The sequence below is a fragment of the Vibrio nigripulchritudo genome, assembly GCF_027924785.1.
GTDB lineage: Bacteria > Pseudomonadota > Gammaproteobacteria > Enterobacterales > Vibrionaceae > Vibrio > Vibrio nigripulchritudo.
In genome coordinates this window covers 3,676,586-3,700,243 of sequence record NZ_AP027049.1, presented here as the reverse complement: position 1 = coordinate 3,700,243, position 23,658 = coordinate 3,676,586, and the positions used below count along the sequence as shown (strand labels likewise).

The window sequence follows — 23,658 nt, the reverse complement described above, 5'->3', positions numbered from 1 at the left end:
AAAGACATATGGACGTCTAGAAGTGTTGACGTCCCAAAATGATGACGCTAAAGTGTTGCACATTAATCGTGACACTCTCAGTTAAAACACGTCACTTGCATGTTATCCAGCGTTTGTAATTGGTATAACAGATGCTCAAGTAAAACGCACCACTGGAAAGGAAGACCAACTATATGAGCCAACGAAAGCCAGCCACTATTGCCGTAAGAACTGGTATTGAAGCGGATACCCAGTATCACGCGGTTGTCCCACCGATTTATCTGTCGACAAACTATGGTTTTCCGTCTTTTGGTGAAGTACCAAAATACGATTACACCCGCTCCGGAAACCCAAACCGCGGGTTGCTGGAGCAAGCGCTTTCTGAACTCGAAGAAGGCGCAAATGCCATCATTACCAACACAGGTACGGCAGCAATTAATCTGTGGGTAACGGCATTTCTGGGTCCTGATGATCTTATCGTTGCGCCACACGACTGCTATGGCGGAACCCATCGCTTATTCAACACTCGCGCTTTGAAAGGAGATTTCAAAGTTGAGTTTGTCGATCAGTCAGACGATGAGGCGCTGGCAGCTGCAATCAGCAAGAAACCAAAACTGGTATTGCTGGAAACCCCTTCAAATCCATTGGTTCGCGTGGTGGATATTGAAAAAATATGCCAGCAAGCCAAAGCGGTTGGTGCACTTGTTGCGGTCGACAACACCTTTCTGACACCTGTGTACCAAAAGCCTTTAACGCTTGGTGCTGACTTTGTTATCCACTCGACCACCAAGTACATTAATGGTCATTCGGATGTGATTGGCGGTGTACTGATTTGCAAAGACGAAAAACATGCAGAAGAACTGGCGTGGTGGGGTAACTGTATTGGTGCAACTGGTACGCCTTTCGACAGCTACATGACATTGCGTGGATTACGCACGTTGGGTGCTCGTATGCGCGTGCATGAAGAAAGCTCAAACACGATTCTGGCTTACCTGAAAGAGCACGAGCTGGTGGGCACCATTTATCACCCAAGTTTGCCAGAGCACCCAGGTCATGATATTGCCAAAAAGCAGCAGTCTGGATTTGGTTCTATGCTGAGTTTTGAACTTAACGGAAGCGTGGAGCAGATGAAGGTCTTTGCCAGCTCGCTGACTCTGTTCTCGTTAGCAGAATCGCTGGGTGGCGTAGAAAGTCTTATTTGTCATCCAGGCTCTATGACGCACCGTGCCATGAGCGATGAAGCACAGGCTGAAGCTGGCATTGCACCAACATTGTTGCGTCTTTCTGTCGGTCTTGAAGACGTGAATGACCTGATCGCTGACCTAGAACAAGCGTTTGTCAAAGCCAGGGAGGTGGCGTAATGACGGTTGAACGCCAATTACACAAATTCGGTGGTAGCAGCCTGGCTGATGCAGAGTGCTACCAGCGCGTAGTCAACATCCTTAAAGAATATTCTCAGCCGAACGACCTTGTGGTGGTGTCGGCGGCAGGAAGCACCACCAACCAACTGATTGCCTGGTTAGGGGCGTTAGAAAAAGACGGTCGTGTCGCTCATGAGATGTTGCAAGAACTAAGACAATACCAGACTAATCTGATTGAAAGCCTATTGCCTGAAGAGCGTGCAGCTGGGTTATTGGATGCTCTGAATACCGAATTCTCCGGATTGGGTGAGCTTTCGTTCCCGCTTTCAAGCGCGCAAAAATCTTCCGCAATGGGACACGGTGAGCTTTGGTCGGCAAGACTGCTGGCTGAACTGCTGAACCACAACAACCTTGAGGCCGTCTCTCAGGATTCGCGTGACTTTCTTCGAGCAGAGCACGGTGCGCAGCCCGAAGTGGATCGCGCGCGCTCTTACCCACTTATCAAAGAGTCGCTGGCGCAGCACCGTCAGTGCCGAGTGGTGATTACGGGCTTTATGGCAAAAAACGACGATGGTGAAACCGTTTTGCTTGGTCGTAATGGTTCGGACTACTCTGCAACGGTAATCGGTGCTTTGGCTGAAGCTACTCGCGTGACTATCTGGAGTGATGTTGCCGGGGTATACAGCTCAGATCCGCGCAAGGTATCTGATGCTTGTCTATTGCCACTGCTTCGTCTTGATGAAGCCAGTGAACTGGCTCGTCTGGCTGCTCCTGTACTCCATAGCCGTACACTTCAGCCTGTCGCTCAAAGTGCGATGGAACTGCATTTGCGTTGTAGTTACCAACCTGAATCGGGTTCGACCCGTATCGAGCGCGTTCTGGCGTCTGGTCGCGGCGCAAAAATCATTACTTCTCTGGATGAAGTGTTGTTAGTGAAAGTGGACTTCGGGCATGGTCATGATTTTGATCATCATTCGAAAGAAGTACTCACCACTCTAACTCGCGCTCAATTAAGCCCACTGGCTTTTGAAGCACAAGAAGATCAGGGCTGTTTACTTCTGGCTTACACCAGCGAAGTGGCGGGGGATGCGCTATCCCACCTTCAGGATGTGTCCATTGGCGCCGAGATTAAACTAAAAGAAGGCTATTCTCTGGTTGCTGCTGTGGGGGCGGGCGTGACCAATAACCCGAACCACTGCTATGGATTCTACCAGCAACTGAAAAACGGTCCGGTGGAGTTTATCAGCGAAGCAGAATCTGGACTGAGTCTGGTGGCGATTCTTCGCAAGACTGACACTTCACGATTGATTACCGGTATTCACAGCCAGCTATTTCAAGCGCAGAAACGTGTGGCTATCGCATTGTGTGGTAAAGGCAACATCGGTTCCAGCTGGCTTGAATTGTTTTCAGAACAGAAAGACGAACTGGAAAAGCGCTACGGCAAAACCTTTGATCTGGTAGCGGTAGTAGACAGCCAGACCTACTGGCTCGACTTTAGTGGCATTGATGCCAATGAAGTATTCGGTCGGTTTGACGATGAAGCGATCAGCAATGACGGCACAGAATGGCTGGACAAACTTGCCCACCAACAGAAGTACGATGAAGTCATTGTTTTGGATGTAACTGCAAGTGAAGCACTATCCGATCAATACGTAAGTATTGCAGAACACGGTTTTCATTTGATTTCTGCAAACAAAGTGGCTGGCTCCGCACCGGGTGAGGTTTACCATCAGGTACAGGACGCGTTTTCAAAAACGGGTCGCCACTGGTTCTACAACGCGACGGTAGGGGCAGGCTTACCAGTTAACCATACCGTTCGCGATTTGCGTGAAAGTGGCGATGACATATTGGCGTTGTCCGGTATTTTCTCAGGCACCTTATCCTGGTTGTTCCAGCAGTTTGATGGACAGGTACCATTCAGCGACTTGGTGGACCTGGCCTGGCAGCAAGGTTTAACTGAACCTGACCCTCGTTGCGACCTAGATGGCTCCGACGTGATGCGTAAGCTGGTGATTCTGGCGCGTGAATCGGGTTTAGAGCTTGAACCAGAAAACGTAAAAGTTGAGTCCTTGGTACCAGAGTCTTTGAGAGATTTGCCTCTGGATGACTTCCTAGACAACGGACAAATCTTAAGCGAGCTCCTTGCAGAGCGCCTTGAAAAGGCTCAGAGAGAAGACAAAGTGCTTCGCTATGTAGCAAGGCTAGAAAAAGACGGCAAAGCCTCTGTCGGTGTTGAGGCGCTTCCACGAGAGCATGCTTTAGCGAACCTGCTTCCTTGTGACAACATCTTTGCTATCGAGAGTAAATGGTACAAAGATAACCCGCTGGTGATTCGCGGGCCTGGTGCAGGTAAAGCGGTGACCGCTGGGGCGATTCAATCAGACCTCAACAGGCTATCTGGTCTTCTTTAAGAAAAGGGCGTGTAACGCCCTTTTTCATACCCAAGTGACCTCAAGATGTTAGGTTCAGTGAGAATTAACTGGTTTTCAGACAAGAAACCGATTTGAAGATCTAGTGGTTCTAAATCTAGAATCGGTAACGCAGTATGAAAGCCAGTTAAACTCGCCCTTGGGAGCTCATATACTGTCCCATTTCGGCGTCAAAGAATTTGGAAAGGACTCGTCATTCCGCTGCATTCTTTTCCTTGAACTGAAACAGTATATGAAGCTCTGAATCCTGCAACTTGAGGTCACTTGGGTATATATTCCCAATCTCTTAAAAATGCCGTAATTTTTCATGTTGAAAAATGTTCAGTAGCATCATGAAGAAAATTCATAGTGATCCAGTTGACATTAAATCGGATAAAAGACATTCTTTGGACATATAGACGTCTAAACGTCGTTACGGATTAAAAAAGAGTTTTTTGTGGTGGTGCCACAGGGAGAGAAGCATGAGTTATACCCACGCCAGTCATATAGATGCTTTGAATCAGAACGTTGCTGAACTTTCTGATGACATCAACGTTTCCTTTGAGTTTTTTCCGCCTAGCAGTGAAAAGATGGAAGAGACCCTTTGGAACTCCGTTCACCGCCTGAAAACCCTTCAACCTAAGTTTGTGTCTGTAACTTATGGTGCAAACTCTGGTGAGCGAGACCGTACGCACTCCATCATTAAAGAGATCAAAGACCAGACTGGCCTGGTCGCTGCGCCGCACCTAACCTGTATTGACGCTTCTCGTGACGAATTGGTGAACATTGCGAACGATTACTGGAACAATGGAATTGAAAGCATTGTTGCGCTTCGTGGTGATATTCCACCGGGTGGCGGTGCACCAGACATGTACGCATCAGATTTAGTTGAGCTGCTGAAATCTCAGCACGACTTCGACATCTCTGTAGCGGCATTCCCAGAAGTGCATCCAGAAGCGAAAAGTGCGCAGGCAGACTTGCTTAACCTGAAGCGTAAAGTAGACGCAGGCGCAAACCGTGCCATCACTCAGTTCTTTTTTGATGTAGAGAGCTACCTTCGCTTCCGCGATCGCTGTGTTGCAGCGGGCATTGATGTGGAAATCGTACCTGGGATATTGCCAGTGTCGAACTTTAAGCAAGCGTCTCGTTTTGCTGCCATCAACAACGTGAAAGTTCCTGGGTGGATGTCGAAGCAATTCGAAGGCTTGGATGATGATCCGACCACTCGTCAGTTAGTGGGTGCGAGTCAGGCGATTGATATGGTGCGTATCCTGAGTCGTGAAGGCGTGAAAGACTTTCACTTCTACACTCTGAACCGTGCAGAAATGACGTACGCGTTGTGCCACACCCTAGGTGTTCGCCCACAGGGGTAATTGCTGCTCAATAGAAATAAAAAAAGGTTGGCGCATGCGCCAACCTTTGTTGTTTGTGAGAGGCGAGTAATTACGCCATCGCCTCAAGTTCAGCAAGCACTTCTTCAGCCCAGGTTACCCAAGTTTCACGTAGCAACAAGTTGCGACGCAAAGTCAGGCGCTCTAAACGAGCCTGCTTGTCCAAAGTACTTGGCGTTGCGTAGTAAACCGACTCAATTTCTTTGTAGTGGTTTACTAGCTGACGGGACTCTTCAATCAAACCAGTCAACTGTTCGATATAAGAAGTAGAAGGTTGTACGGAACATGCCATTAACTTGGCAGAGAACTCATCGCGAACGGTCGGGTGTGCAGTAGGTTGGTCAAACCACTCCCCAAGTGCTCGGCGTCCTTCTTCTGTTATCGAATAAACTTTCCTGTCTGGTTTGCCCTCTTGCGGCTCAAGCACGCAAGTCACAAGTTGGTTTTGAGCCATTTTATTTAGCTCGCGGTATACCTGTTGGTGACTCGCTTTCCAAAAATAGCCAATACTGTATGAGAACTCTTTAGTGATGTCGTATCCAGTTGCATCTCGAGTGCTTAAAACAGTAAGGATTACGTGCGGTAATGACATGTCTTCAATCCAATGGTCAATCAAACTGTAAAACTTGAACGCCAATTCACCGGTTGTACTTCTACGGTACGTTTATGTTGTGTGAATTAGTGCTCATACCAATCTAAAGACAAATTTAGATGGCCCTGTCACCTTCTTAGCCTTATATCACCTAGAAAATGGCAGCTATTGAATATGAGACCTAAAAGATCAAATTCAATGCCATAGAGATGCTGCGGATAGTTATTAGAAATAGTTACAGCGATTAGATAGCTTATCAATAATAATAAGCATTAAGTAGAATAAAGAATATGATTGGTTGTAAAAACTGACAAAATTCTCAATAGTGTTTTGGTGCCATACAAAAAGCCGCATTTAGCGGCTTTTTGTCTCATTTGAAGAATAATACACTGCCTAGCCGGTGTTGCGCATTCCTGCAGCAATACCAGCAATTGTGACCATTAATGCTTCTTCAAGCTCAGATGACGGAGTTTCTGTCTGCCTTGTGCGGTATAGCAGTTCTGCTTGTAGCATATTCAACGGCTCTACATAGATGTTGCGAAGGCGTATAGATTCCAATCCCCATGGATCACTTTGCATCAAGTTTTCGTTATTCTCAACATTAAGAACAGCTTTAATATCTTTTTGCAATTGAGCTCTCAGTTTATCGCCTAAAGGCCACAATGATTCGTCTGTGAGCTTCTGATCGTAGAGGCGGGAAATCTCGATGTTACATTTCGAGTACACCATTTCCAGCATGCCTAAGCGAGTCGAGAAGAATGGCCACTCGCGACACATAGCTTCCAATAGCGACTGATGCCCTTTATCTACTGAGTACTGAATGGCTTCACCAGCACCCAGCCACGCAGGAAGAACAAGACGGTTCTGACTCCATGAGAAAATCCACGGAATCGCACGTAAACTTTCTACTCCACCTTTAGGGTTACGCTTAGACGGGCGAGAACCCAGTGGCAGCATGCCCAGTTCCAGCTCTGGCGTCGCAGCACGGAAGTAAGGGACGAAGTCAGGTTCACCACGTACCACGCCTCGGTAAGCTTCACAGGAGACTTCTGAAAGCACATCCATCAGATCACGCCATTCTTGCTTCGGCTCTGGTGGTGGCAACAGGTTTGCTTCAAGAATTGCGCTGGCATACATGTTGAAGCTGTTCACTGCGACTTCTGGCAAGCCCAGCTTAAAGCGAATCATCTCGCCCTGCTCCGTTACACGTAAGCCGCCTTTAAGGCTCTTAGGTGGCTGAGACAGCAGTGCAGCGTGTGCAGGAGCACCACCACGACCCACCGTACCGCCACGTCCGTGGAATAGAGTCAGCTCAATGCCTGCTTCTTCAGAAACCTTAACCAAGGCTTCCATGGCACGATACTGCGCCCAGCCTGCTGCCATTACACCAGCATCTTTGGCGGAATCGGAATAGCCAATCATCACCATTTGATGGTTCTGGATGAAGCCACGGTACAGGTCGATACCCATTAACTGGGTAATCACCGCTTCCGCATTGTTCAGATCGTCCAGCGTTTCAAACAGAGGACATACGTCCATGCGGTAGGGACAGCCTGATTCTTGCAGAAGAAGATGCACAGCCAGAACGTCAGATGCGGTTCTCGCCATTGAGATAACATAAGCACCGAATGCTTCACGTGGCTGGCTTGCCACGATACGACAGGTATCCAGTACTTCTTTAACGGGTTCTGAAGGTTCCCAGTCGCGTGGGAGAAGAGGACGCTTAGAGCTCAGCTCTGCGGTTAGGAAGGCAACTTTGTCCTGCTCGCTCCACTGATCGTAATCTCCGATACCAAGATAACGAGTCAATTCAGACAGTACGTCTGAGTGACGGGTACTTTCCTGTCGGATGTCCAGACGAACCAGATGAATACCAAACGCTTTGATTCGACGAAGTGTATCAAGCAGAGAGCCGTCAGCAATGACGCCCATGCCACACTCATGCAATGACTGGTAGCACGCGTGCAGTGGTTCCCAAAGCTGATCAACGGATTTAAGCGGCGCTTTGACCGCTAACTGCTCACCATTGATTTTTGCTTCAAGAATGTCACGAGTTTCAGTCAGCACATCGCGAATGCGTTTCAGAATGGCGCGGTAAGGTTCGTGTTGTCCTTCGCCTGCCAGTTCGCGTAGCGCATCGCTGCACTTGGTCATCGACAGTTCGCTGACCAGTTCATTGATGTCATTCAGGTAAAGGTCTGCCGCTTTCCAGCGAGAAAGCAACATTACTTCACGTGTGATGGTGTGGGTAACAAACGGGTTACCGTCTCGGTCACCACCCATCCAGGAAGAGAAGTGCACTGGGCGAGCGTCAATTGGAAGACCTTCATCCAGGTAGCCTTTTAGCTTCTCGTCGAGTTCACGCAGAAAGTCAGGTACGCCTTGCCATAGAGAGTTCTCTACAACGGCAAAGCCCCACTTGGCTTCATCAAGAGGTGTAGGGCGTTGCTGACGAATAACGTCAGAATGCCATGCCTGAGCGAGTAACTGCTCCAGACGGCGCTCAGTTTTCTGACGCTCTTTGTAAGAAAGGTCACTCAGCTCCAGTTTCGACAAGCATTCGTTGATCTTCACCAGCTTGTTGATCATGGTGCGGCGCGTGATTTCAGTCGGGTGCGCGGTCAGCACAAGCTCAATGTTTAAGTCACGAACGGCTTGTGCCGTGTCGAGCTTGCTGATGCTGTTCTGGCTGAGTTTTGAGAATAAGCTATTTAAAGCGTCTGGTTCACAGACGTGTTCCTCACAATGGCGAGAAATCGTGTGGTATTGCTCTGCCATGTTAGTGAGGTTAAGGAACTGATTGAATGCGCGGGCAACCGGTGTCAGTTGCTCATCGGGCAGACTTTCAATTTCTTTGATGAGGTTCTCTCTGTCTTCCTGACCACCAGCCATTGCTGATTTTGAGAGTTTACGAATGGTTTCGACTTTCTCTAGGATCGCTTCGCCATGTGCATCTTGAATGGTATTGCCAAGCAATCGACCTAACATGCTCACATTGCTTTTTAGCGCGGCATATTTTTCATTCATTGTGTCCCACCTCGTAAATTTATTACATCCGTTGTTGTGTGTAAGGACACAATCTAGCGAAATTGTTTGGCGTGAGTCAAATAATCCGACACTGAAAGGGCTGATTTCGAGCAACTATTGATATTGCTCACTTTTGATACGGTCAATGTAACTGCATTGTGAAATTTTCTTTCAATTTTTGCTGAGGCTTGCTGCAATCAGGTTTAGGCGTGGTTAAAAAGGGAGCGAATAAGGTCGCTCCCATTAATAACTTTCTGAAATGTTTAGAAACAGTATTGATGAATGGCTTTGTCGAGAATCTTGATGGTTGGGTCGATAAATTCAAATGCCAGAAACTCATCAGGCTGATGAGCCTGGTCAATGGAACCAGGACCTAACACTAGAGTCGGGCAGAGTTGTTGAAGAAATGGTGCTTCAGTGCAGTAATTCACGGTTTCGCTAGGCTGCTCGCAAATTTGCTCCATGCCTTCAATAAACGGATGTTCGTGATCGCACTCATAGCCCGGTATGGGTTCGTGCAGTGGTTTAATTTCTATTCTGCCTGGCCATTTGGCTTCGACCTCTTTGAGCGCTTCTCGCAGCATATTATCTAAGCCATCTAAGCTGATTCCCGGAAGAGGGCGAACATCGTAGTGCAGCTCGCAGCATCCACAAATTCGGTTGGCACTATCTCCACCATGAATATGCCCAAGGTTTAAAGTTGGGTTGGGAATATCAAAGCCAGGGTGATGGTACGCTTTAATCAGGTCGTCCCGAAGCTTCATTAAAGCAAACAACACTTCGTGCATGACTTCAATTGCGTTGACACCGAGTGCTGGGTTTGAGGAATGACCTGAGTGACCCGTGACGCGAATGGCATTTGCGACGTGACCTTTGTGCGCACGAATCGGGACGAGACTGGTTGGCTCTCCAATGATGCAATAGTCCGGTTTGAAGGGAGCATCTTCGGTAAAGTGTCTTGCACCAAGCATGGTGGTTTCTTCGTCACAGGTTGCCAATACGTAAAGAGGTTTGGTTTGCTGGCTCCAGTCTGTCTTTTTTACTGCTTCTAATATAAAAGCAAAAAAACCTTTCATATCTGCTGTGCCCAAACCATAAAAGCGATCGTTGGCTTCGGTTAGTGCGTGTGGGTCGTAATTCCATCGCCCTTCATCGAAAGGAACGGTATCCGTATGCCCTGCTAGTAAAAGACCGCCTTCCCCTTTCCCCATCTTGGCAATCAGGTTGTGTTTGCCTTTTTCTACCTCGACAACCTGGGTCTCAAACCCCAGATCTTCAAACCAGGTAGCCAGCTTGGCAATAACTTCACTGTTCCCTTCATCCCAACTTGGATCACTTGAGCTAATAGAAGAGGTGGAAATTAAGCCACCGTAGATATCGATAAAACCAGGTAATTGCATATTAACTTCACTTCCACTGTTGACAGATAAAGCTGAAAACGATAAAACACATATTAAATCACAATAAGTGAATAAAAACTCAAATTGAGCTAATAATCAAGTATGGATAGTCACTTTTCACTAAATGAAGTGACCCGCGAATTGGATGTGTTGCAGATGTTAAAAACCACGATCATAGGTGCCAGCGGATATACAGGGGCAGAACTTGCCTTAATGGTTGCCAAACACCCGAATCTCAAGCTATCAGGTTTGTATGTGTCCGCCAATAGCGTCGACGCAAATAAGCCAGTCTCAGAGCTACACAAAAAACTGACTGGCGTCGTGGACATGCCTGTAACACCTCTTACTGATATTGAAGCAGTGGCTAAAGACTCTGATGTCGTCTTTCTTGCTACTGCTCATGAAGTCAGCCACGACTTAGCGCCGACTTTGTTAGAACAAGGGTGCACCGTGTTTGATTTGTCCGGCGCATACCGTGTTCAGAAAGAAAATTTTTACCCGACTTTTTATGGCTTCGATCACAGCAATCCTGAATGGCTAGATAAAGCTGCATACGGGCTTGCTGAATGGAACGAAGCCGATATCGCCGAAGCACAACTCGTTGCGGTTCCAGGCTGTTATCCAACGGCTTCCCAATTGGCTATTAAACCATTGCTGAATGCAGGATTAGTCGACACCAATCAATGGCCAGTGATTAACGCGACCAGCGGTGTATCCGGCGCCGGAAGAAAAGCGACTATGACCAATAGCTTCTGCGAAGTGTCCATGCAGGCTTATGGTGTATTTGCCCATCGTCATCAGCCAGAAATTGCGTCTCACTTGGGTTGTGACGTTATCTTCACGCCTCACCTTGGCAACTTTAAGCGTGGCATTCTGGCGACTATTACTATGAAGCTAAAAGCAGGTGTGACGGAGCAAGCCGTCGCTGACGCTTTCCACAATGCTTATGGCGACAAACCTGCAGTGCGTTTGTTCGGTGACAAATTACCTGCGATTCAGCAAGTCGAAAACACGCCGTTTAACGACTTGGGCTGGAAGGTACAGGGCGAGCACGTCATTGTGGTTTCAGCAATAGATAACCTTTTGAAAGGCGCATCCAGTCAAGCAATGCAATGCCTTAACCTACGTTTTGGCTATGAGCCACTGACAGCACTGATATAAGGAATTTGATGATGAGTACACAGAATCCACTTGTCGTGAAACTGGGCGGAGCCGCACTAGAGTGCGGCGAAACGCTGGGAAAATTGTTTGGTGCCATTAAGGATTATCAGCAGTCAGCGCAGCGAGCGATTGTAATAGTTCATGGTGGCGGCTATCTGGTGGACGATCTGATGGGCAAACTCCAGTTGGCAACCGTGAAAAAAGACGGACTGCGTGTCACTCCTTACGACCAGATTCCTGTTATCGCCGGTGCTTTAGCTGGTACTGCCAATAAATTGCTGCAAGGCGAAGCCATTAAATCGGGCGTGAAAGCCGTTGGCTTAAGCTTGGCGGATGGCGGGTTGTGCGACGTAACAGAGCTAGATCCAGAACTGGGCGCAGTAGGGAATGCCACACCGGGCAACCCAGAGGTTTTGCAAGCCGTCATGAATACGGGTGCGATTGCCATCATCAGTTCCATTGGCATGACCAATGAAGGTCAGCTCATGAACGTGAACGCCGATCAAGCCGCTGTTGCCGTTGCTGGTGCTTTGGATGCTGAAGTGGTTCTGCTGTCAGACGTGAGTGGTGTACTGGATGGTAAAGGACACCTACTGAGCAGCTTGGATAAAACCGAAGCCGAGCAGTTAATTGAAGGCAAAGTTATTACCGATGGCATGATTGTAAAAGTGCATGCGGCGCTGCAAGCGGCGAACGACTTAGGGCGTCCAATCCAGGTAGCCACGTGGCGCTACCCTGAAAAACTCACCGAATTATTTGCGGGCACCAACATTGGTACCCAGTTTCTACCCGAATAAAACGAATATTGTATGACCTTTTGGGCGCTGACCGCCAAGTGCAGACCCAGGGATTAGGAGAAGTAAAATGAGCAAAGTAAACGTAAATAAAGTAGTTGTAGCGTACTCTGGCGGTCTGGACACGTCAGTGATCATTCCATGGTTGAAAGAAAACTATGACTGTGAAGTTGTGGCATTCGTTGCGGATGTCGGTCAGGGCGAAGAAGAGCTGGAAGGCATCGAAGAGAAAGCTAAAGCGTCTGGTGCATCTGAATGTTACATCGCTGACCTGAAAGAAGAAATGGTTGCTGACTACATCTACCCGACACTGAAAACGGGTGCGGTGTACGAAGGCAAATACCTGTTGGGTACGTCTATGGCGCGTCCAATCATTGCTAAGGCTCAGGTTGAGGTGGCACGTAAAGTGGGCGCAGATGCTTTGTGTCACGGCTGTACAGGTAAAGGTAACGACCAGGTGCGTTTTGAAGGTGCGTTTGCTGCACTTGCACCGGATCTGCATGTGATTGCGCCATGGCGTGAGTGGGATTTGGTAAGTCGTGAAGAGTGTCTGGATTATCTGGCAGAGCGCAACATCCCATGTACTGCTTCTCTGACCAAGATTTATTCTCGTGATGCCAATGCTTGGCACATTTCTACCGAAGGTGGTGTTCTTGAAGACACATGGAATGCACCAAACGAAGATTGCTGGGTATGGACGGTAGACCCAGAGCAAGCACCAAACGAATCTGAAAGCGTGACACTGAAAGTGGAGAAAGGCGCGGTAGTTGCCGTTGACGGTGAAGCGATGACGCCATACAACGCGCTGGTTTACCTGAATGAAAAAGGTGCTAAGCATGGTGTTGGTCGTATCGATATCGTAGAAAACCGTCTGGTTGGTATGAAATCGCGTGGTTGTTACGAAACTCCGGGCGGCACCATCATCATGGAAGCGCTGCGTGCCGTTGAACAACTGGTGCTAGACAAAGCCTCTTATGAATTCCGTGAAGAGCTAGGTTTGAAGGCTTCTCATCTTGTTTACGATGGTCGCTGGTTCACACCACTATGTAAGTCCCTTCTTGCAGCAACAGAAGAGTTGGCTCAAGATGTGAACGGCGAAGTGGTGATCAAGCTGTACAAAGGTCAGGCAACGGTAACTCAGAAGCGTTCAGACAACAGCTTGTACTCGGAAGAATTTGCGACATTCGGTGAAGACGAAGTGTACGACCAAAGCCACGCAGGCGGATTCATTCGTCTGTACTCTCTGGCGAGTCGTATCCGTGCAATGAACGAAAACAAAAAATAATCGAGCACCACTTTTTCACAGTATTTAATTTTTAGCTAATTACACGCAGCAATGCGGCTCTGAGAACACTCAGAGCCACAACTCAGGAGAGACGCCATGGCATTATGGGGCGGGAGATTTACCCAAGCAGCAGACACCAGATTCAAACAGTTCAATGACTCCTTGCGATTCGATTACCGATTGGCGGAGCAAGACATTGTTGGATCCATTGCTTGGTCCAAAGCACTGCTTTCCGTTGGCGTCCTTTCTGAAGGCGAACAGCAGAAGTTAGAGCTGGCTCTGAACGAGTTGAAGCTGGAAGTTATGGAAAACCCAGAGAAGATCTTGCGCTCTGATGCCGAAGACATTCATAGCTGGGTTGAACAGCAGTTGATTGGCAAAGTGGGCGACCTGGGTAAGAAACTGCACACTGGGCGTTCTCGTAACGACCAAGTGGCAACGGATCTTAAGCTTTGGTGCCGCCAGCAAGGTCATCAACTTCTGATGGCGCTGGATCGTTTGCAAGGTCAAATGGTCGAAGTGGCGAAAGAGCATCAGGGCACCGTACTTCCTGGCTATACGCATCTTCAGCGTGCACAACCTGTGACCTTTGCTCACTGGTGCCTTGCGTATGTCGAAATGTTTGAGCGCGATTATTCTCGTCTGTCTGATGCCATTAAGCGTTTGGATACTTGCCCGTTGGGTTCGGGGGCTTTAGCAGGAACGGCTTACCCAATGGACCGTGAAAAACTGGCTCATAGCTTAGGTTTTCGCCGTGCGACCAGAAACAGCCTCGACTCTGTGTCTGATCGCGACCACGTGATGGAACTGATGTCTGTTGCGTCCATTTCTATGCTGCACCTTTCCCGTCTGGCAGAAGACATGATCTTCTACAACTCGGGTGAATCGAATTTCATTGAGTTAGCAGACACCGTGACTTCCGGCTCCTCTTTGATGCCGCAGAAGAAAAACCCGGATGCACTTGAATTGATCCGTGGTAAATGTGGTCGTGTATACGGCTCCATGGCGGGCATGATGATGACCGTGAAAGCCCTTCCATTGGCTTACAACAAAGACATGCAGGAAGACAAAGAAGGCTTATTTGACGCGCTAGACACCTGGAATGAGTGTATGGAAATGGCAGCACTGTGTTTCGACGGTATCAAAGTAAACGGTGAGCGCACGCTTGAAGCGGCAAAACAAGGTTATGCCAATTCAACAGAGCTTGCGGATTATCTGGTCGCGAAAGACATCCCGTTCCGTGAGGCGCACCATATTGTCGGTGTGGCTGTGGTTGCAGCCATTGCCAAAGGTTGTGCGTTGGAAGAGCTGTCTATTTCTGAGCTCAAAGAGTTTTCCGAGGTCATTGAAGAGGATGTCTATGACATTCTGACCATCGAATCCTGCCTTGAAAAACGCTCTGCCCTGGGTGGTGTCTCTCCAACTCAGGTGGCTTATGCCGTGGATCAGGCGCAGCAGCGTTTGTCTCAGCGCGATGCTTCTGGAGTGAAGGTGCGTGCGGCGCGTCTGACTGACATTGATGCGTTAGACGGTATGGTGGCTTACTGGGCCGGGCTGGGTGAAAACTTGCCACGCAACCGAAATGAACTGGTCAGAGATATCGGTTCGTTTGCGGTAGCCGAGCATCAGGGCGAAGTCACCGGTTGTGGATCACTTTATGTTTATGATTCCGGGCTGGCAGAAATTCGCACTCTTGGTGTAGAGGCTGGCTGGCAAGGTCAGGGGCAGGGCAGTGCTATTGTGGCTCACTTAGTTGAAAAAGCGCGTCAGATGGCAATCAAGAAAGTTTTTGTTCTGACTCGTGTGCCTGAATTCTTCATGAAGTACAACTTCATTCCGACGTCCAAATCTCTGCTTCCAGAGAAAGTACTGAAGGATTGCGATCAATGTCCAAGAACGCATGCCTGTGATGAAGTTGCACTAGAGATCAACCTTACAGAACAAGTGATCACTAAGGCAAGTGTTGCATAACTTTGTGATTGGCAACGGTTTTTGAATCAGCTCAGATCTTTTTAAAGAAAATTGATCTTTTTTGGGAACTTATTGAGAGAAAGCGCGGTCATATTTATACCACTGCTTTTTCTTAGATGAATCTAAGAAAGCCCCTAACCAAATTTGGTTTAGGGGCTTTTTCTTTTTCTGTTCCAGCTCAATCTCAAAATCATCCTACTTTTAATGAGTTGTTATAACATTACATTTTCATGAAACTTTCATGAAACATTCACCAGTTTGATACCTACGCGTTCTTTTCGGAATTTAAAGTTAGCCCGTTACTAATCATAGACTTCGGAGACTTCCCGTGAAAGGACTTCAAATCTCACTGCTGGCAGCAAGCTTAATCGCTGCGGGCACGACATACGCTAATGTTCCTCAGCAATCAGATTCTTGGTACAAAGATGCCAAAAGCGCCATTGCCGCTGCTAAAGAGCGCAAGCCCATTGATGGACCGGCAAAAAACGTCATCCTGTTTGTAGGGGATGGCATGAGTGTCGGCACAATCACTGCGGCGCGCATCTATGCTGGTCAGCAACAAGGTGAAAAGGGTGAAGAGTACGTTCTGGCTATGGAGCGATTGCCACACACAGCGCTATCCAAAACCTACAATACGGACATGCAAACTCCTGACTCGGCGGGTACAGCAACAGCCATGGTGTCCGGGGTGAAAACCAAAGCCGGCATCATTAATGTGAACGACAATGTGCAGCGCGGTTTCTGTAACACCCAGAAAGGCAATGAAGTGAAAACAGCGTTCCAGATGGCAGCGGAAAAAGGGTTGTCGTTGGGGGTGGTATCTACAGCGCGTTTAACGCATGCCACACCCGCTACCACTTACGCTCACAGCGCAGATCGTAACTGGGAGAACGACGGAAAGCTGACCAACATTGCCAAAGACACCGGGTGTACAGACATCGCTCATCAGTTCGTTAACTTCGGCTACGGTGATGGGTTCCAGGTGGCATTTGGTGGTGGTCGTCGTGAATTCATACCTAACACCATGACGGATCCAGAAGGTAAAAAAGGTAAGCGTAAAGATGGTCGTAACTTGGTTGATGAGTGGCAACAGCGCTACCCGGAAGGTAACTACGTTTATGATCGCACAGGATTCGATAAGCTGAGCGGTAACACCCAGCGCGCTTTCGGGTTATTTGAGAGCAGTCACATGCAGTACGAAGCGGATCGTGTCAAAGAAAACAAAGAGCCTTCACTGGCAGAAATGACATCGAAAGCGATCGAGATTCTGAAAAACAATGACAAGGGCTACTTGTTGATGGTGGAATCTGGACGAATCGACCATGCCCACCACGCAGGTAATGCAGCTCGTGCTTTGGAAGATACGGTGGAATATGACCGTGCTATCAAAGCGGCACTGGAAATGACGGATCCGAAAGATACCTTGATCATTGTGACCGCTGACCACGCTCACACATTGATTTCTAACGGTTATGCCGAGCGCGGCAACCCAATCCTTGGCTTGTCCCGCTCTAAAGGTAAGCTCAACAAAGACGAATTTGGTAAGAACTACACCACACTGGCTTATGGTAATGGACCGGGTGCAGTGGAAGGTGGTCGAACCGATTTGACAGAAAAAGACGTACAGAAGTTGGGCTACTTGCAACAGGCGCTGGTGAAGTTGAGCTCTGAAACCCACTCAGGTGAAGACGTGGCTATCTTTGCTCGAGGGCCGCAAGCATGGCTATTCCAGGGAGTGGTTGAGCAAAATTACATTTACCACGTGATTGATGAAGCTTTGAAGCTGACAAAATAAAAATCAGTCAAAATGAAAACCGCGCTATTTAGCGCGGTTTTTTACTGCGTTCCTGCCAAGGGAAGATCACAAACCTCATCCACAAATGCAATGCAAGCAAGAAGTTAAAGGCGAATCCCGCCATAATCAACGAGAGCGACTCAATGCTTTTGGGGGATTCTCTGAATGCAACCCACCAGATAATCCAGCAAATAACCGATAGAACGGTAAGCTGATCCAAGCATCGCTGGCAACGACCGATTTTTTTCCAGAACCAGTGTTCCTGACATGACTGACAAGCCATAAATTGCCATTTTTTACTAAACAAATCCTGTAATTAGTATAGCTAATCGTATGGTATATCGAAGAGATGAAAGTCGATATTTAGATGAAATTAATGTGAAAAGCCCCTGACTCTGGAGAAAAAAGTCAGGGGAAAAGGGGACTTAGAGATAAGTTATTATTGTAATCGCTGTTATTGGAAATGGAGTCTTAACAACCCGGACCGCAATCCAGACAGTGCTTAATCATCTCAGGACCCAGATGCAGCTTGGCGTTCAGGTCACGTAGCGCGGTACGAACCCCTTCTTCAATGACCGGATGATAGAAAGGCATGTCCAGCATGTCTGAAATGGTCATCTTGTTTTGATGCGCCCAAGCCAGCAGGTGTGCCAGATGTTCAGCATTCGGCCCCATCATTTCAGCGCCGAGGAAGCGACCAGTACCCTGCTCACCGTACACATGCAGAACGCCCTTATTGCGGAGCATAACGCGTGAACGACCTTGATTTTCAAACGACACTTCACCCGTTGCAAAACATCCGCAATCACCCAAGCGCTTGGTAATCTGGCTGTATGTTTCGCCTACCATCGCAATTTGAGGGTCAGAGAACACAGCGGAGATTGCGGAGCGACGAAGACCAGCACGAATATCCGGGAATCGACCTGCGTTATCACCTGCAATACGACCCTGATCCGCCGCTTCATGAAGCAGTGGGATCTGATTGCTTGCGTCGCCAGCAATGAAAATATTTTCTGCAGAAGTTTGTAGAGTGTAGTGATCCGCTTTAGGTACGCCGCGATCATCCAGTTCAACCGATGTATTTTGCAGATCCAACTTATCGACGTTCGGGCGACGTCCCGTTGCAGCAAGCACGTAATCCGCTTTGAACGTTTCCAGATCGCCATCGTGATTTATGAACTGGATCTCGACATGGTCATCCACGCGTTTCATGCTTTCGACTTTGACATCAGCATCCAGATAGAACTCTTCGCTGAAAGCCTTATTTGCGTACGCCATTACCTCTGGATCGGTTAGCGGTCCTACCTGTCCACCCAGACCAAATAGCTTCACATCCACACCTAGTCGATGCAGAGACTGACCCAGTTCCAGTCCAATGACGCCCGGTCCGAAAACCGCTACAGAGCCTGGTAGATCATCCCAGTCAAAGACGTCGTCGTTAACGATCAGTCGATCGCCAAGCTCATTCCAGACTGGTGGATAAGCCGGACGAGAACCAGTTGCGATGACAATACGCTGAGCTTTAATTTCTGTGTGATCATCGACGATCAGAGTGTTGTTATCGGAAAACTTAGCGTAGCCTGCAATTTTGTCTTCGGCAGGGATTTCGTCTACCCCTTCAAGTACAAACCCAACAAAGCGATCGCGTTCGCGCTTTACCCGATCCATCACTTCACGACCATTGATCACAATTTCACCTTGAGGGTGAATACCAAAGCCCGGAGCTTTTTCGATCTGATGAACACTTTCTGCAGCAGCAATGAGCAACTTAGATGGCATACAACCTACGCGAGCACAGGTTGTGCCATAAGGACCGCCTTCAATCATAACGACACTGTCAGTGTGTGCTTTCGCTGTACGATAAGCGCCAAGCCCCGCTGTGCCGCCGCCAATGATTGCTACATCAACATTCAATTGTTTCATAATGGGTTCTCGTATTGTTTGGGTCGGGTATCGAAATAAAAGCCCGGAAAATCCGGGCTTAAACTAGGTAAATTGCTTAAACACGTAGTGAGTACTTATTTAAGTAGGAAGCTCTCTAGTTCTTCACTGCCACCGATATGCTTACCACCGATAAACACTTGAGGAACAGTCGCACGTCCAGAAATGGCGCGCAGGCTAACCGTGGTTGCGTCTTTACCCAGAATCACTTCTTCATACTGAAGACCGTTATCAATCAGATTTTGTTTCGCCTTCGCACAGAAAGGGCAACCTGGTTTCGTGAATACCGTGATGGATTCTTGTGTTTTGTAATTCGGTGCAATGTAGTTCAGCATGGTATCGGCGTCCGATACTTTGAACGGGTCGCCTGGCTCGTTTGGTTCGATGAACATTTTTTCTACAACGCCGTTTTTCACCAGCATGCTGTAGCGCCATGAACGCTTACCGAAACCAAGGTCATTTTTGTCTACAAGCATGCCCATGCCGTCAGTAAACTCACCATTTCCATCTGGGATGAAAGAAATGTGCTCTGCTTCCTGGTCTTCTTTCCATGCGTTCATAACGAAAGTGTCGTTTACCGACAGACACAAAATCTCGTCTACACCGTGTTCTCTGAACACAGGAAACAGTTCGTTGTAGCGAGGTAAATGGCTGGATGAACAAGTCGGTGTAAACGCACCTGGCAGGCTAAACACGATGACCGTTTTATCTTTGAAAAGCTCATCTGTTGTAACATTTACCCAAGCATCGCCTTTGCGAGTTGGAAAAGTGACCTGTGGTACAGTTTGACCTTCTTTTGGTGCGAACATGTTGGTTTCCTCTATGGATTTTTGAATTCTTACTGTGAGCCGACTTTAATCAGCGTAGTTGGCCTTTGTTCGTTCAGCCTGTTTCGTTTTGTTGAGTCCATTATTCAACGATCGTGTTGATAGTTCTAATCGTTTATTGTTATGGTATTGATAGATATTTTCTATTTAGGGTGGAAAAATGAATATTCGTGATTTCGAGTACCTGGTCGCTTTGGCTGAACACAAACATTTTCGTAAAGCTGCGGAAGCGTGTTTTGTAAGTCAGCCTACGTTAAGTGGGCAGATCCGAAAGCTGGAAGATGAACTGGGCACGGCTCTTTTAGAGCGCAGCAGTCGAAGAGTTCTGTTTACGGAAGCAGGCTTACAGCTCGTCGAGCAGGCAAAGAGGATACTCGGCGAGGTAAAGGTATTCACGGATATGGCCACCCTGCAAGGCAAGGAGATGAGCGGACCGCTGCACATTGGATTCATTCCAACAGTCGGGCCTTATCTTCTGCCAAAAATCATCCCAAACCTCAAAGAGCAGTTTCCGGACTTAGAGTTATTTCTGCATGAAGCCCAGACTCATCAGTTGGTACGTCAGCTTGAAGAGGGGCGATTAGACTGTTTGGTACTGGCTTCCGTTGCTGAAACCGCCCCTTTTAAAGAGCTCGCTTTATACGATGAGCCGATGAGTGTTGCGGTGCCTTGTGACCATGAATGGGCAGAGCGAGATGAAATCGATATGCTGGAACTCAACGGCAAAACCGTACTTGCGCTGGGTGATGGACACTGCTTAAGAGATCAGGCGCTGGGCTTCTGTTTTGCTGCCGGTGCCAGAGACGATGAAAGATTTAAAGCTACCAGCCTTGAAACGCTAAGAAACATGGTCGCGGCAGGGGGCGGAATCACTTTGTTGCCAGAGTTGTCAGTGCCTTCTGAAAAGAAACGCGATGGCGTTTGCTATGTGCGCGCCAGTAATCCGCAGCCCAGCCGAAAGATAGTATTGGTGTATCGCCCTGGGTCACCGCTACGCAACCGCTTTGAGCAACTGGCAGGCAGCATTGCAGAGCTGGTGTAGATGAAAAGACATTAAAAAGGCGCTAACGCGCCTTTTTAGATCGAATGGAGTCGATTAAAACAGCTCTTCACCATCTTCACTGTAAATGGCTTCGCTGATTGGATCGTGCGCGTATTCACGCGGCTCTGTACCCCGGCGGAAATATTCAAACATGGTTGAACTGTCCGATTTGTTTGTCAGCATGCCAGATTCACGATCAACCCGAGTTCGAATAATACTTGGTGGCAGCTTCTTCCTTTCAACCGGAATGTCTTCCAGTGCCACCTTCATAAATTCAATCCATGCAGGCTGAGCGGTTTTCGCTCCTGATTCAGCCCCAGTGATTTGGTCTTTACCCAAATTCGGGTTAGCGACACTGCGCCCCAGTTCACGCTGGTGGTTATCAAATCCAACCCAGGCAACCGCAACCATACCCGGCGCATAACCGTTATACCAGGTGTCTTTAGAGTCGTTAGTGGTACCGGTTTTACCTCCGATATCACGACGCCCCAGCTTTTGTGCACGCCAACCTGTGCCGTTCCAGCCTGTACCCTGACGCCAGTTACCACCACCCCATACGTTGCTGTACAACATTTCACGCATTAGGAAAGCGGTTTGCTCGGAAATAACCTGAGGTGCGTAAGGTGAATCAACGTCTTGCTCATTGAATTCATTCTCCGTTTTTGCCTGCTGACAATCGGAGTGGCAGACCACCTTCGGAGTGGCTTCAAAAATCGGATTGCCAAACGCATCTTCAACCTTCGCAATGTAATACGGGTCAACGAAGTAACCGCCGTTTGCAAATACCGAGAAGCCCTGAGCAACTTTTACGGGAGTCAAACTGCCCGCACCCAGTGCGATGGTTTCAGAACGCGGAAGCTGATCTTTTTCAAAACCAAAGCGAGTGAGGTAATCAATGGTGTTATCCAGACCCACTCTTCTTAATACGCGCACAGCCATGACGTTTTTAGACTGCGCTAAACCAATTCGAAGACGAGTCGGACCGGTGTAAGTAGGCGGTGAGTTCTTTGGTCGCCACGCTGTGCCCTGGCTTTTATCCCACTGATTGATTGGCGCATCATTGACCAGACTTGCCAGCGTCAGACCTTGATCGATAGCAGCAGAATAGATGAAAGGCTTAATACTGGAACCGACCTGACGCACCGACTGAGTCGCGCGATTAAACTTGCTGTGCACAAAGTTAAATCCGCCCACCAGCGAAAGAACCGCGCCGTCATTCGGGCTCATGGCAACAAATGCAGTGTTTGCGTCTGGCACCTGAGCTAGCTTCCATGTCGACTGTTGTTCTAACTGTTCATCCGTAGCAGGAAGAGAGATTTTACGTACCCAGATTTGCTCGCCAGCAGTCATAATGTCTGAAGCTTTCTTTGGTGCCGCGCCCTGACGGTTGTCGCTTCTGAACGAGCGCGCCCATTTCATGGCATCCCAGTCCAAAGAAGCGTAGTTCTGATTTTTGATGTATACCTTCGCCGACTTTTCACCCACTTCAGTCACGATTGCCGGGATCAATTTACCGTAAGTCGGCACCGTTCTAAGCTGCTTGCGCATGTTGTCTTCGGTCCAAGGCACTTCACCGGACTCCCACAACACTTTTTCTGCGCCGCGATAGCCATGGCGCTCATCGTAACCAAGCAGGTTACTGATCGCCGCCTCATTGGCCGCCTGCTGAAGCTTGGAATTAACAGTTAAGTAGATACGAATACCAGAGGTATAAGCGTCTTCGCCGTAGTTTTCCAGAGCCCAGGCACGCGCAATTTCTGCTGCATAAGGCGCGCTAAGCTGGATTTCAGCACCGTGATACTTAGCGACAATCGTTTCTGCACGAGCGTTGTCGTACTGCTCTCTGGTGATGTATTTTTCTTCCAGCATACGCATCAGCACAACGTTACGACGTTTAGTCGCACGTTCCAGTGAGCGGATAGGGTTAATGCTGGATGGTGCTTTAGGCATACCGGCCAATGTCGCTAGTTCACTCAAACTTAATTCATTCAATTCTTTACCAAAATACACCTGCGCTGCCGCTCCGAAGCCGTAAGAGCGGTAACCAAGGAAGATTTTGTTGATGTAAAGTTCGAGAATTTCTTCTTTTGTCAGAAGCTGCTCAATGTGGATTGCGATAAAAATCTCTTTGATTTTTCGCATGATCTTCTTTTCGTTGGTCAGAAAGAAGTTTCTTGCCAACTGCTGAGTAATGGTACTCGCCCCTTGTTTTGCTGAGCCAGTGGTGGCTACAACAATGGCTGCACGCACAATACCAATAGGGTCAATACCCGGGTGATCATAAAAGCGGCTGTCTTCGGTCGCGATAAGTGCATCAATGAGCTCTTGAGGAATGTCATCATGAGCAACAGGAACACGGCGTTTTTCGCCAAATTGTGAGATCAGCTTTCCATCTTCACTGAAAACTTGCATCGGTGTTTGCAGCTCTACATCTTTCAACGTTGCCACATCGGGGAGTTCGGGCTTTACGTAAAAGTAAAATCCAATAATTGTGGTCACTCCCAAAATGGTGCAAACCAATGAAAATATTAACAAATGCTTTATGAACTTCACCGGAGAATCCCTGTTTAGTTTGGCTATCTAGTTACATATCTATTGCTACTGCGATAAAACGTCAGGATTATTTTTTGGATATGTATTAATCAACTCGTTTTTTCCAACTTGCCGAGTGTAACACTCTTTGA

The 23,658-nt window shown here is 48.1% G+C and carries 16 protein-coding genes; 9 read left to right on the top strand and 7 right to left on the bottom strand.

The features are described from left to right. Positions 1–173: 173 nt before the first annotated feature. From QMG91_RS16935 to metF, 3 genes are all read left to right on the top strand, one after another. Positions 174–1,340 carry an O-succinylhomoserine (thiol)-lyase gene (locus QMG91_RS16935; RefSeq protein ID WP_004405360.1) on the top strand — a complete coding sequence of 389 codons (1,167 nt, stop codon included), beginning with the start codon at positions 174–176 and terminating at the stop codon, positions 1,338–1,340. Further along, positions 1,340–3,751, top strand: coding sequence for a bifunctional aspartate kinase/homoserine dehydrogenase II (locus QMG91_RS16930; RefSeq protein WP_281827792.1), 2,412 nt, complete (start codon positions 1,340–1,342; stop codon positions 3,749–3,751). The genes QMG91_RS16935 and QMG91_RS16930 overlap by 1 nt, the downstream gene beginning before the upstream one ends. Positions 3,752–4,230: 479 nt before the next feature. Further along, on the top strand, positions 4,231–5,121 hold the full coding sequence (gene metF, locus QMG91_RS16925; protein WP_004405358.1) for a methylenetetrahydrofolate reductase: 891 nt from the start codon (positions 4,231–4,233) through the stop codon (positions 5,119–5,121). Between the two features lie 70 nt (positions 5,122–5,191). Here metF and QMG91_RS16920 read toward each other — a convergent pair whose 3' ends face one another. The 3 genes from QMG91_RS16920 to argE form a co-directional block, all read right to left on the bottom strand. Beyond that, positions 5,192–5,731 (bottom strand): PadR family transcriptional regulator, encoded by a 540-nt coding sequence (locus QMG91_RS16920; protein WP_022551979.1) that lies wholly within the window; start codon positions 5,729–5,731, stop codon positions 5,192–5,194. A gap of 393 nt (positions 5,732–6,124) precedes the next feature. Then, positions 6,125–8,758: a phosphoenolpyruvate carboxylase gene (gene ppc, locus QMG91_RS16915; protein ID WP_281827788.1), complete on the bottom strand. Its 2,634-nt coding sequence runs from the start codon at positions 8,756–8,758 to the stop codon at positions 6,125–6,127. Positions 8,759–9,021: 263 nt separating this feature from the next. Continuing rightward, positions 9,022–10,158 (bottom strand): acetylornithine deacetylase, encoded by a 1,137-nt coding sequence (gene argE, locus QMG91_RS16910; protein WP_200766253.1) that lies wholly within the window; start codon positions 10,156–10,158, stop codon positions 9,022–9,024. A 156-nt stretch (positions 10,159–10,314) separates the two neighbouring features. Between argE and argC the strand changes: the two genes are divergently transcribed. The 5 genes from argC to QMG91_RS16885 all read left to right on the top strand — a co-directional run bounded on the left by argC (position 10,315) and on the right by QMG91_RS16885 (position 17,164). After that, positions 10,315–11,319 (top strand): N-acetyl-gamma-glutamyl-phosphate reductase, encoded by a 1,005-nt coding sequence (gene argC / locus QMG91_RS16905; RefSeq protein ID WP_281827785.1) that lies wholly within the window; start codon positions 10,315–10,317, stop codon positions 11,317–11,319. An 11-nt stretch (positions 11,320–11,330) separates the two neighbouring features. Continuing rightward, the gene (gene argB / locus QMG91_RS16900) at positions 11,331–12,116 is read left to right on the top strand and encodes an acetylglutamate kinase (protein WP_281827784.1); all 786 of its coding nucleotides are present in this window, start codon (positions 11,331–11,333) and stop codon (positions 12,114–12,116) included. A gap of 67 nt (positions 12,117–12,183) precedes the next feature. Continuing rightward, entirely contained in the window at positions 12,184–13,398 is a 1,215-nt protein-coding gene (locus QMG91_RS16895; RefSeq protein WP_281827782.1) for an argininosuccinate synthase, read from the top strand. A 96-nt stretch (positions 13,399–13,494) separates the two neighbouring features. Continuing rightward, positions 13,495–15,369: an argininosuccinate lyase gene (gene argH / locus QMG91_RS16890; protein ID WP_281827780.1), complete on the top strand. Its 1,875-nt coding sequence runs from the start codon at positions 13,495–13,497 to the stop codon at positions 15,367–15,369. Positions 15,370–15,697: 328 nt separating this feature from the next. After that, complete coding sequence (locus tag QMG91_RS16885; RefSeq protein WP_281827778.1) at positions 15,698–17,164, top strand: alkaline phosphatase; 1,467 nt, start codon at positions 15,698–15,700, stop codon at positions 17,162–17,164. 28 nt (positions 17,165–17,192) lie between these two features. On the opposite strand, the gene QMG91_RS16880 is transcribed toward QMG91_RS16885, so the two are convergent. From QMG91_RS16880 to QMG91_RS16870, 3 genes are all read right to left on the bottom strand, one after another. After that, the gene (locus QMG91_RS16880) at positions 17,193–17,447 is read right to left on the bottom strand and encodes a DUF3624 domain-containing protein (protein WP_038123830.1); all 255 of its coding nucleotides are present in this window, start codon (positions 17,445–17,447) and stop codon (positions 17,193–17,195) included. Between the two features lie 188 nt (positions 17,448–17,635). Further along, on the bottom strand, positions 17,636–19,087 hold the full coding sequence (locus tag QMG91_RS16875; RefSeq protein WP_281827775.1) for a dihydrolipoyl dehydrogenase: 1,452 nt from the start codon (positions 19,085–19,087) through the stop codon (positions 17,636–17,638). 95 nt (positions 19,088–19,182) lie between these two features. Beyond that, positions 19,183–19,914, bottom strand: coding sequence for a glutathione peroxidase (locus QMG91_RS16870; protein ID WP_004405337.1), 732 nt, complete (start codon positions 19,912–19,914; stop codon positions 19,183–19,185). A gap of 178 nt (positions 19,915–20,092) precedes the next feature. On the opposite strand from QMG91_RS16870, the gene oxyR reads away from it, so the two are divergent. Beyond that, positions 20,093–20,974: a DNA-binding transcriptional regulator OxyR gene (gene oxyR, locus QMG91_RS16865; RefSeq protein ID WP_004405335.1), complete on the top strand. Its 882-nt coding sequence runs from the start codon at positions 20,093–20,095 to the stop codon at positions 20,972–20,974. A gap of 54 nt (positions 20,975–21,028) precedes the next feature. Here oxyR and QMG91_RS16860 read toward each other — a convergent pair whose 3' ends face one another. Further along, positions 21,029–23,527, bottom strand: coding sequence for a penicillin-binding protein 1A (locus tag QMG91_RS16860; RefSeq protein WP_281827772.1), 2,499 nt, complete (start codon positions 23,525–23,527; stop codon positions 21,029–21,031). Between the last annotated feature and the right edge of the window lie 131 nt (positions 23,528–23,658).

Excerpts from the sequence above, each read along its gene's own strand:
- QMG91_RS16935 (WP_004405360.1), top strand. The coding sequence starts at position 174 with ATGAGCCAACGAAAGCCAGCCACTATTGCCGTAAGAACTGGTATTGAA.
- ppc (WP_281827788.1), bottom strand. The coding sequence starts at position 8,758 with ATGAATGAAAAATATGCCGCGCTAAAAAGCAATGTGAGCATGTTAGGT.
- argH (WP_281827780.1), top strand. The coding sequence starts at position 13,495 with ATGGCATTATGGGGCGGGAGATTTACCCAAGCAGCAGACACCAGATTC.
- argB (WP_281827784.1), top strand. The coding sequence starts at position 11,331 with ATGAGTACACAGAATCCACTTGTCGTGAAACTGGGCGGAGCCGCACTA.
- QMG91_RS16880 (WP_038123830.1), bottom strand. The coding sequence starts at position 17,447 with ATGGCTTGTCAGTCATGTCAGGAACACTGGTTCTGGAAAAAAATCGGT.
- oxyR (WP_004405335.1), top strand. The coding sequence starts at position 20,093 with ATGAATATTCGTGATTTCGAGTACCTGGTCGCTTTGGCTGAACACAAA.
- QMG91_RS16920 (WP_022551979.1), bottom strand. The coding sequence starts at position 5,731 with ATGTCATTACCGCACGTAATCCTTACTGTTTTAAGCACTCGAGATGCA.
- argE (WP_200766253.1), bottom strand. The coding sequence starts at position 10,158 with ATGCAATTACCTGGTTTTATCGATATCTACGGTGGCTTAATTTCCACC.
- QMG91_RS16870 (WP_004405337.1), bottom strand. The coding sequence starts at position 19,914 with ATGTTCGCACCAAAAGAAGGTCAAACTGTACCACAGGTCACTTTTCCA.
- QMG91_RS16875 (WP_281827775.1), bottom strand. The coding sequence starts at position 19,087 with ATGAAACAATTGAATGTTGATGTAGCAATCATTGGCGGCGGCACAGCG.
- metF (WP_004405358.1), top strand. The coding sequence starts at position 4,231 with ATGAGTTATACCCACGCCAGTCATATAGATGCTTTGAATCAGAACGTT.
- argC (WP_281827785.1), top strand. The coding sequence starts at position 10,315 with ATGTTAAAAACCACGATCATAGGTGCCAGCGGATATACAGGGGCAGAA.
- QMG91_RS16930 (WP_281827792.1), top strand. The coding sequence starts at position 1,340 with ATGACGGTTGAACGCCAATTACACAAATTCGGTGGTAGCAGCCTGGCT.
- QMG91_RS16895 (WP_281827782.1), top strand. The coding sequence starts at position 12,184 with ATGAGCAAAGTAAACGTAAATAAAGTAGTTGTAGCGTACTCTGGCGGT.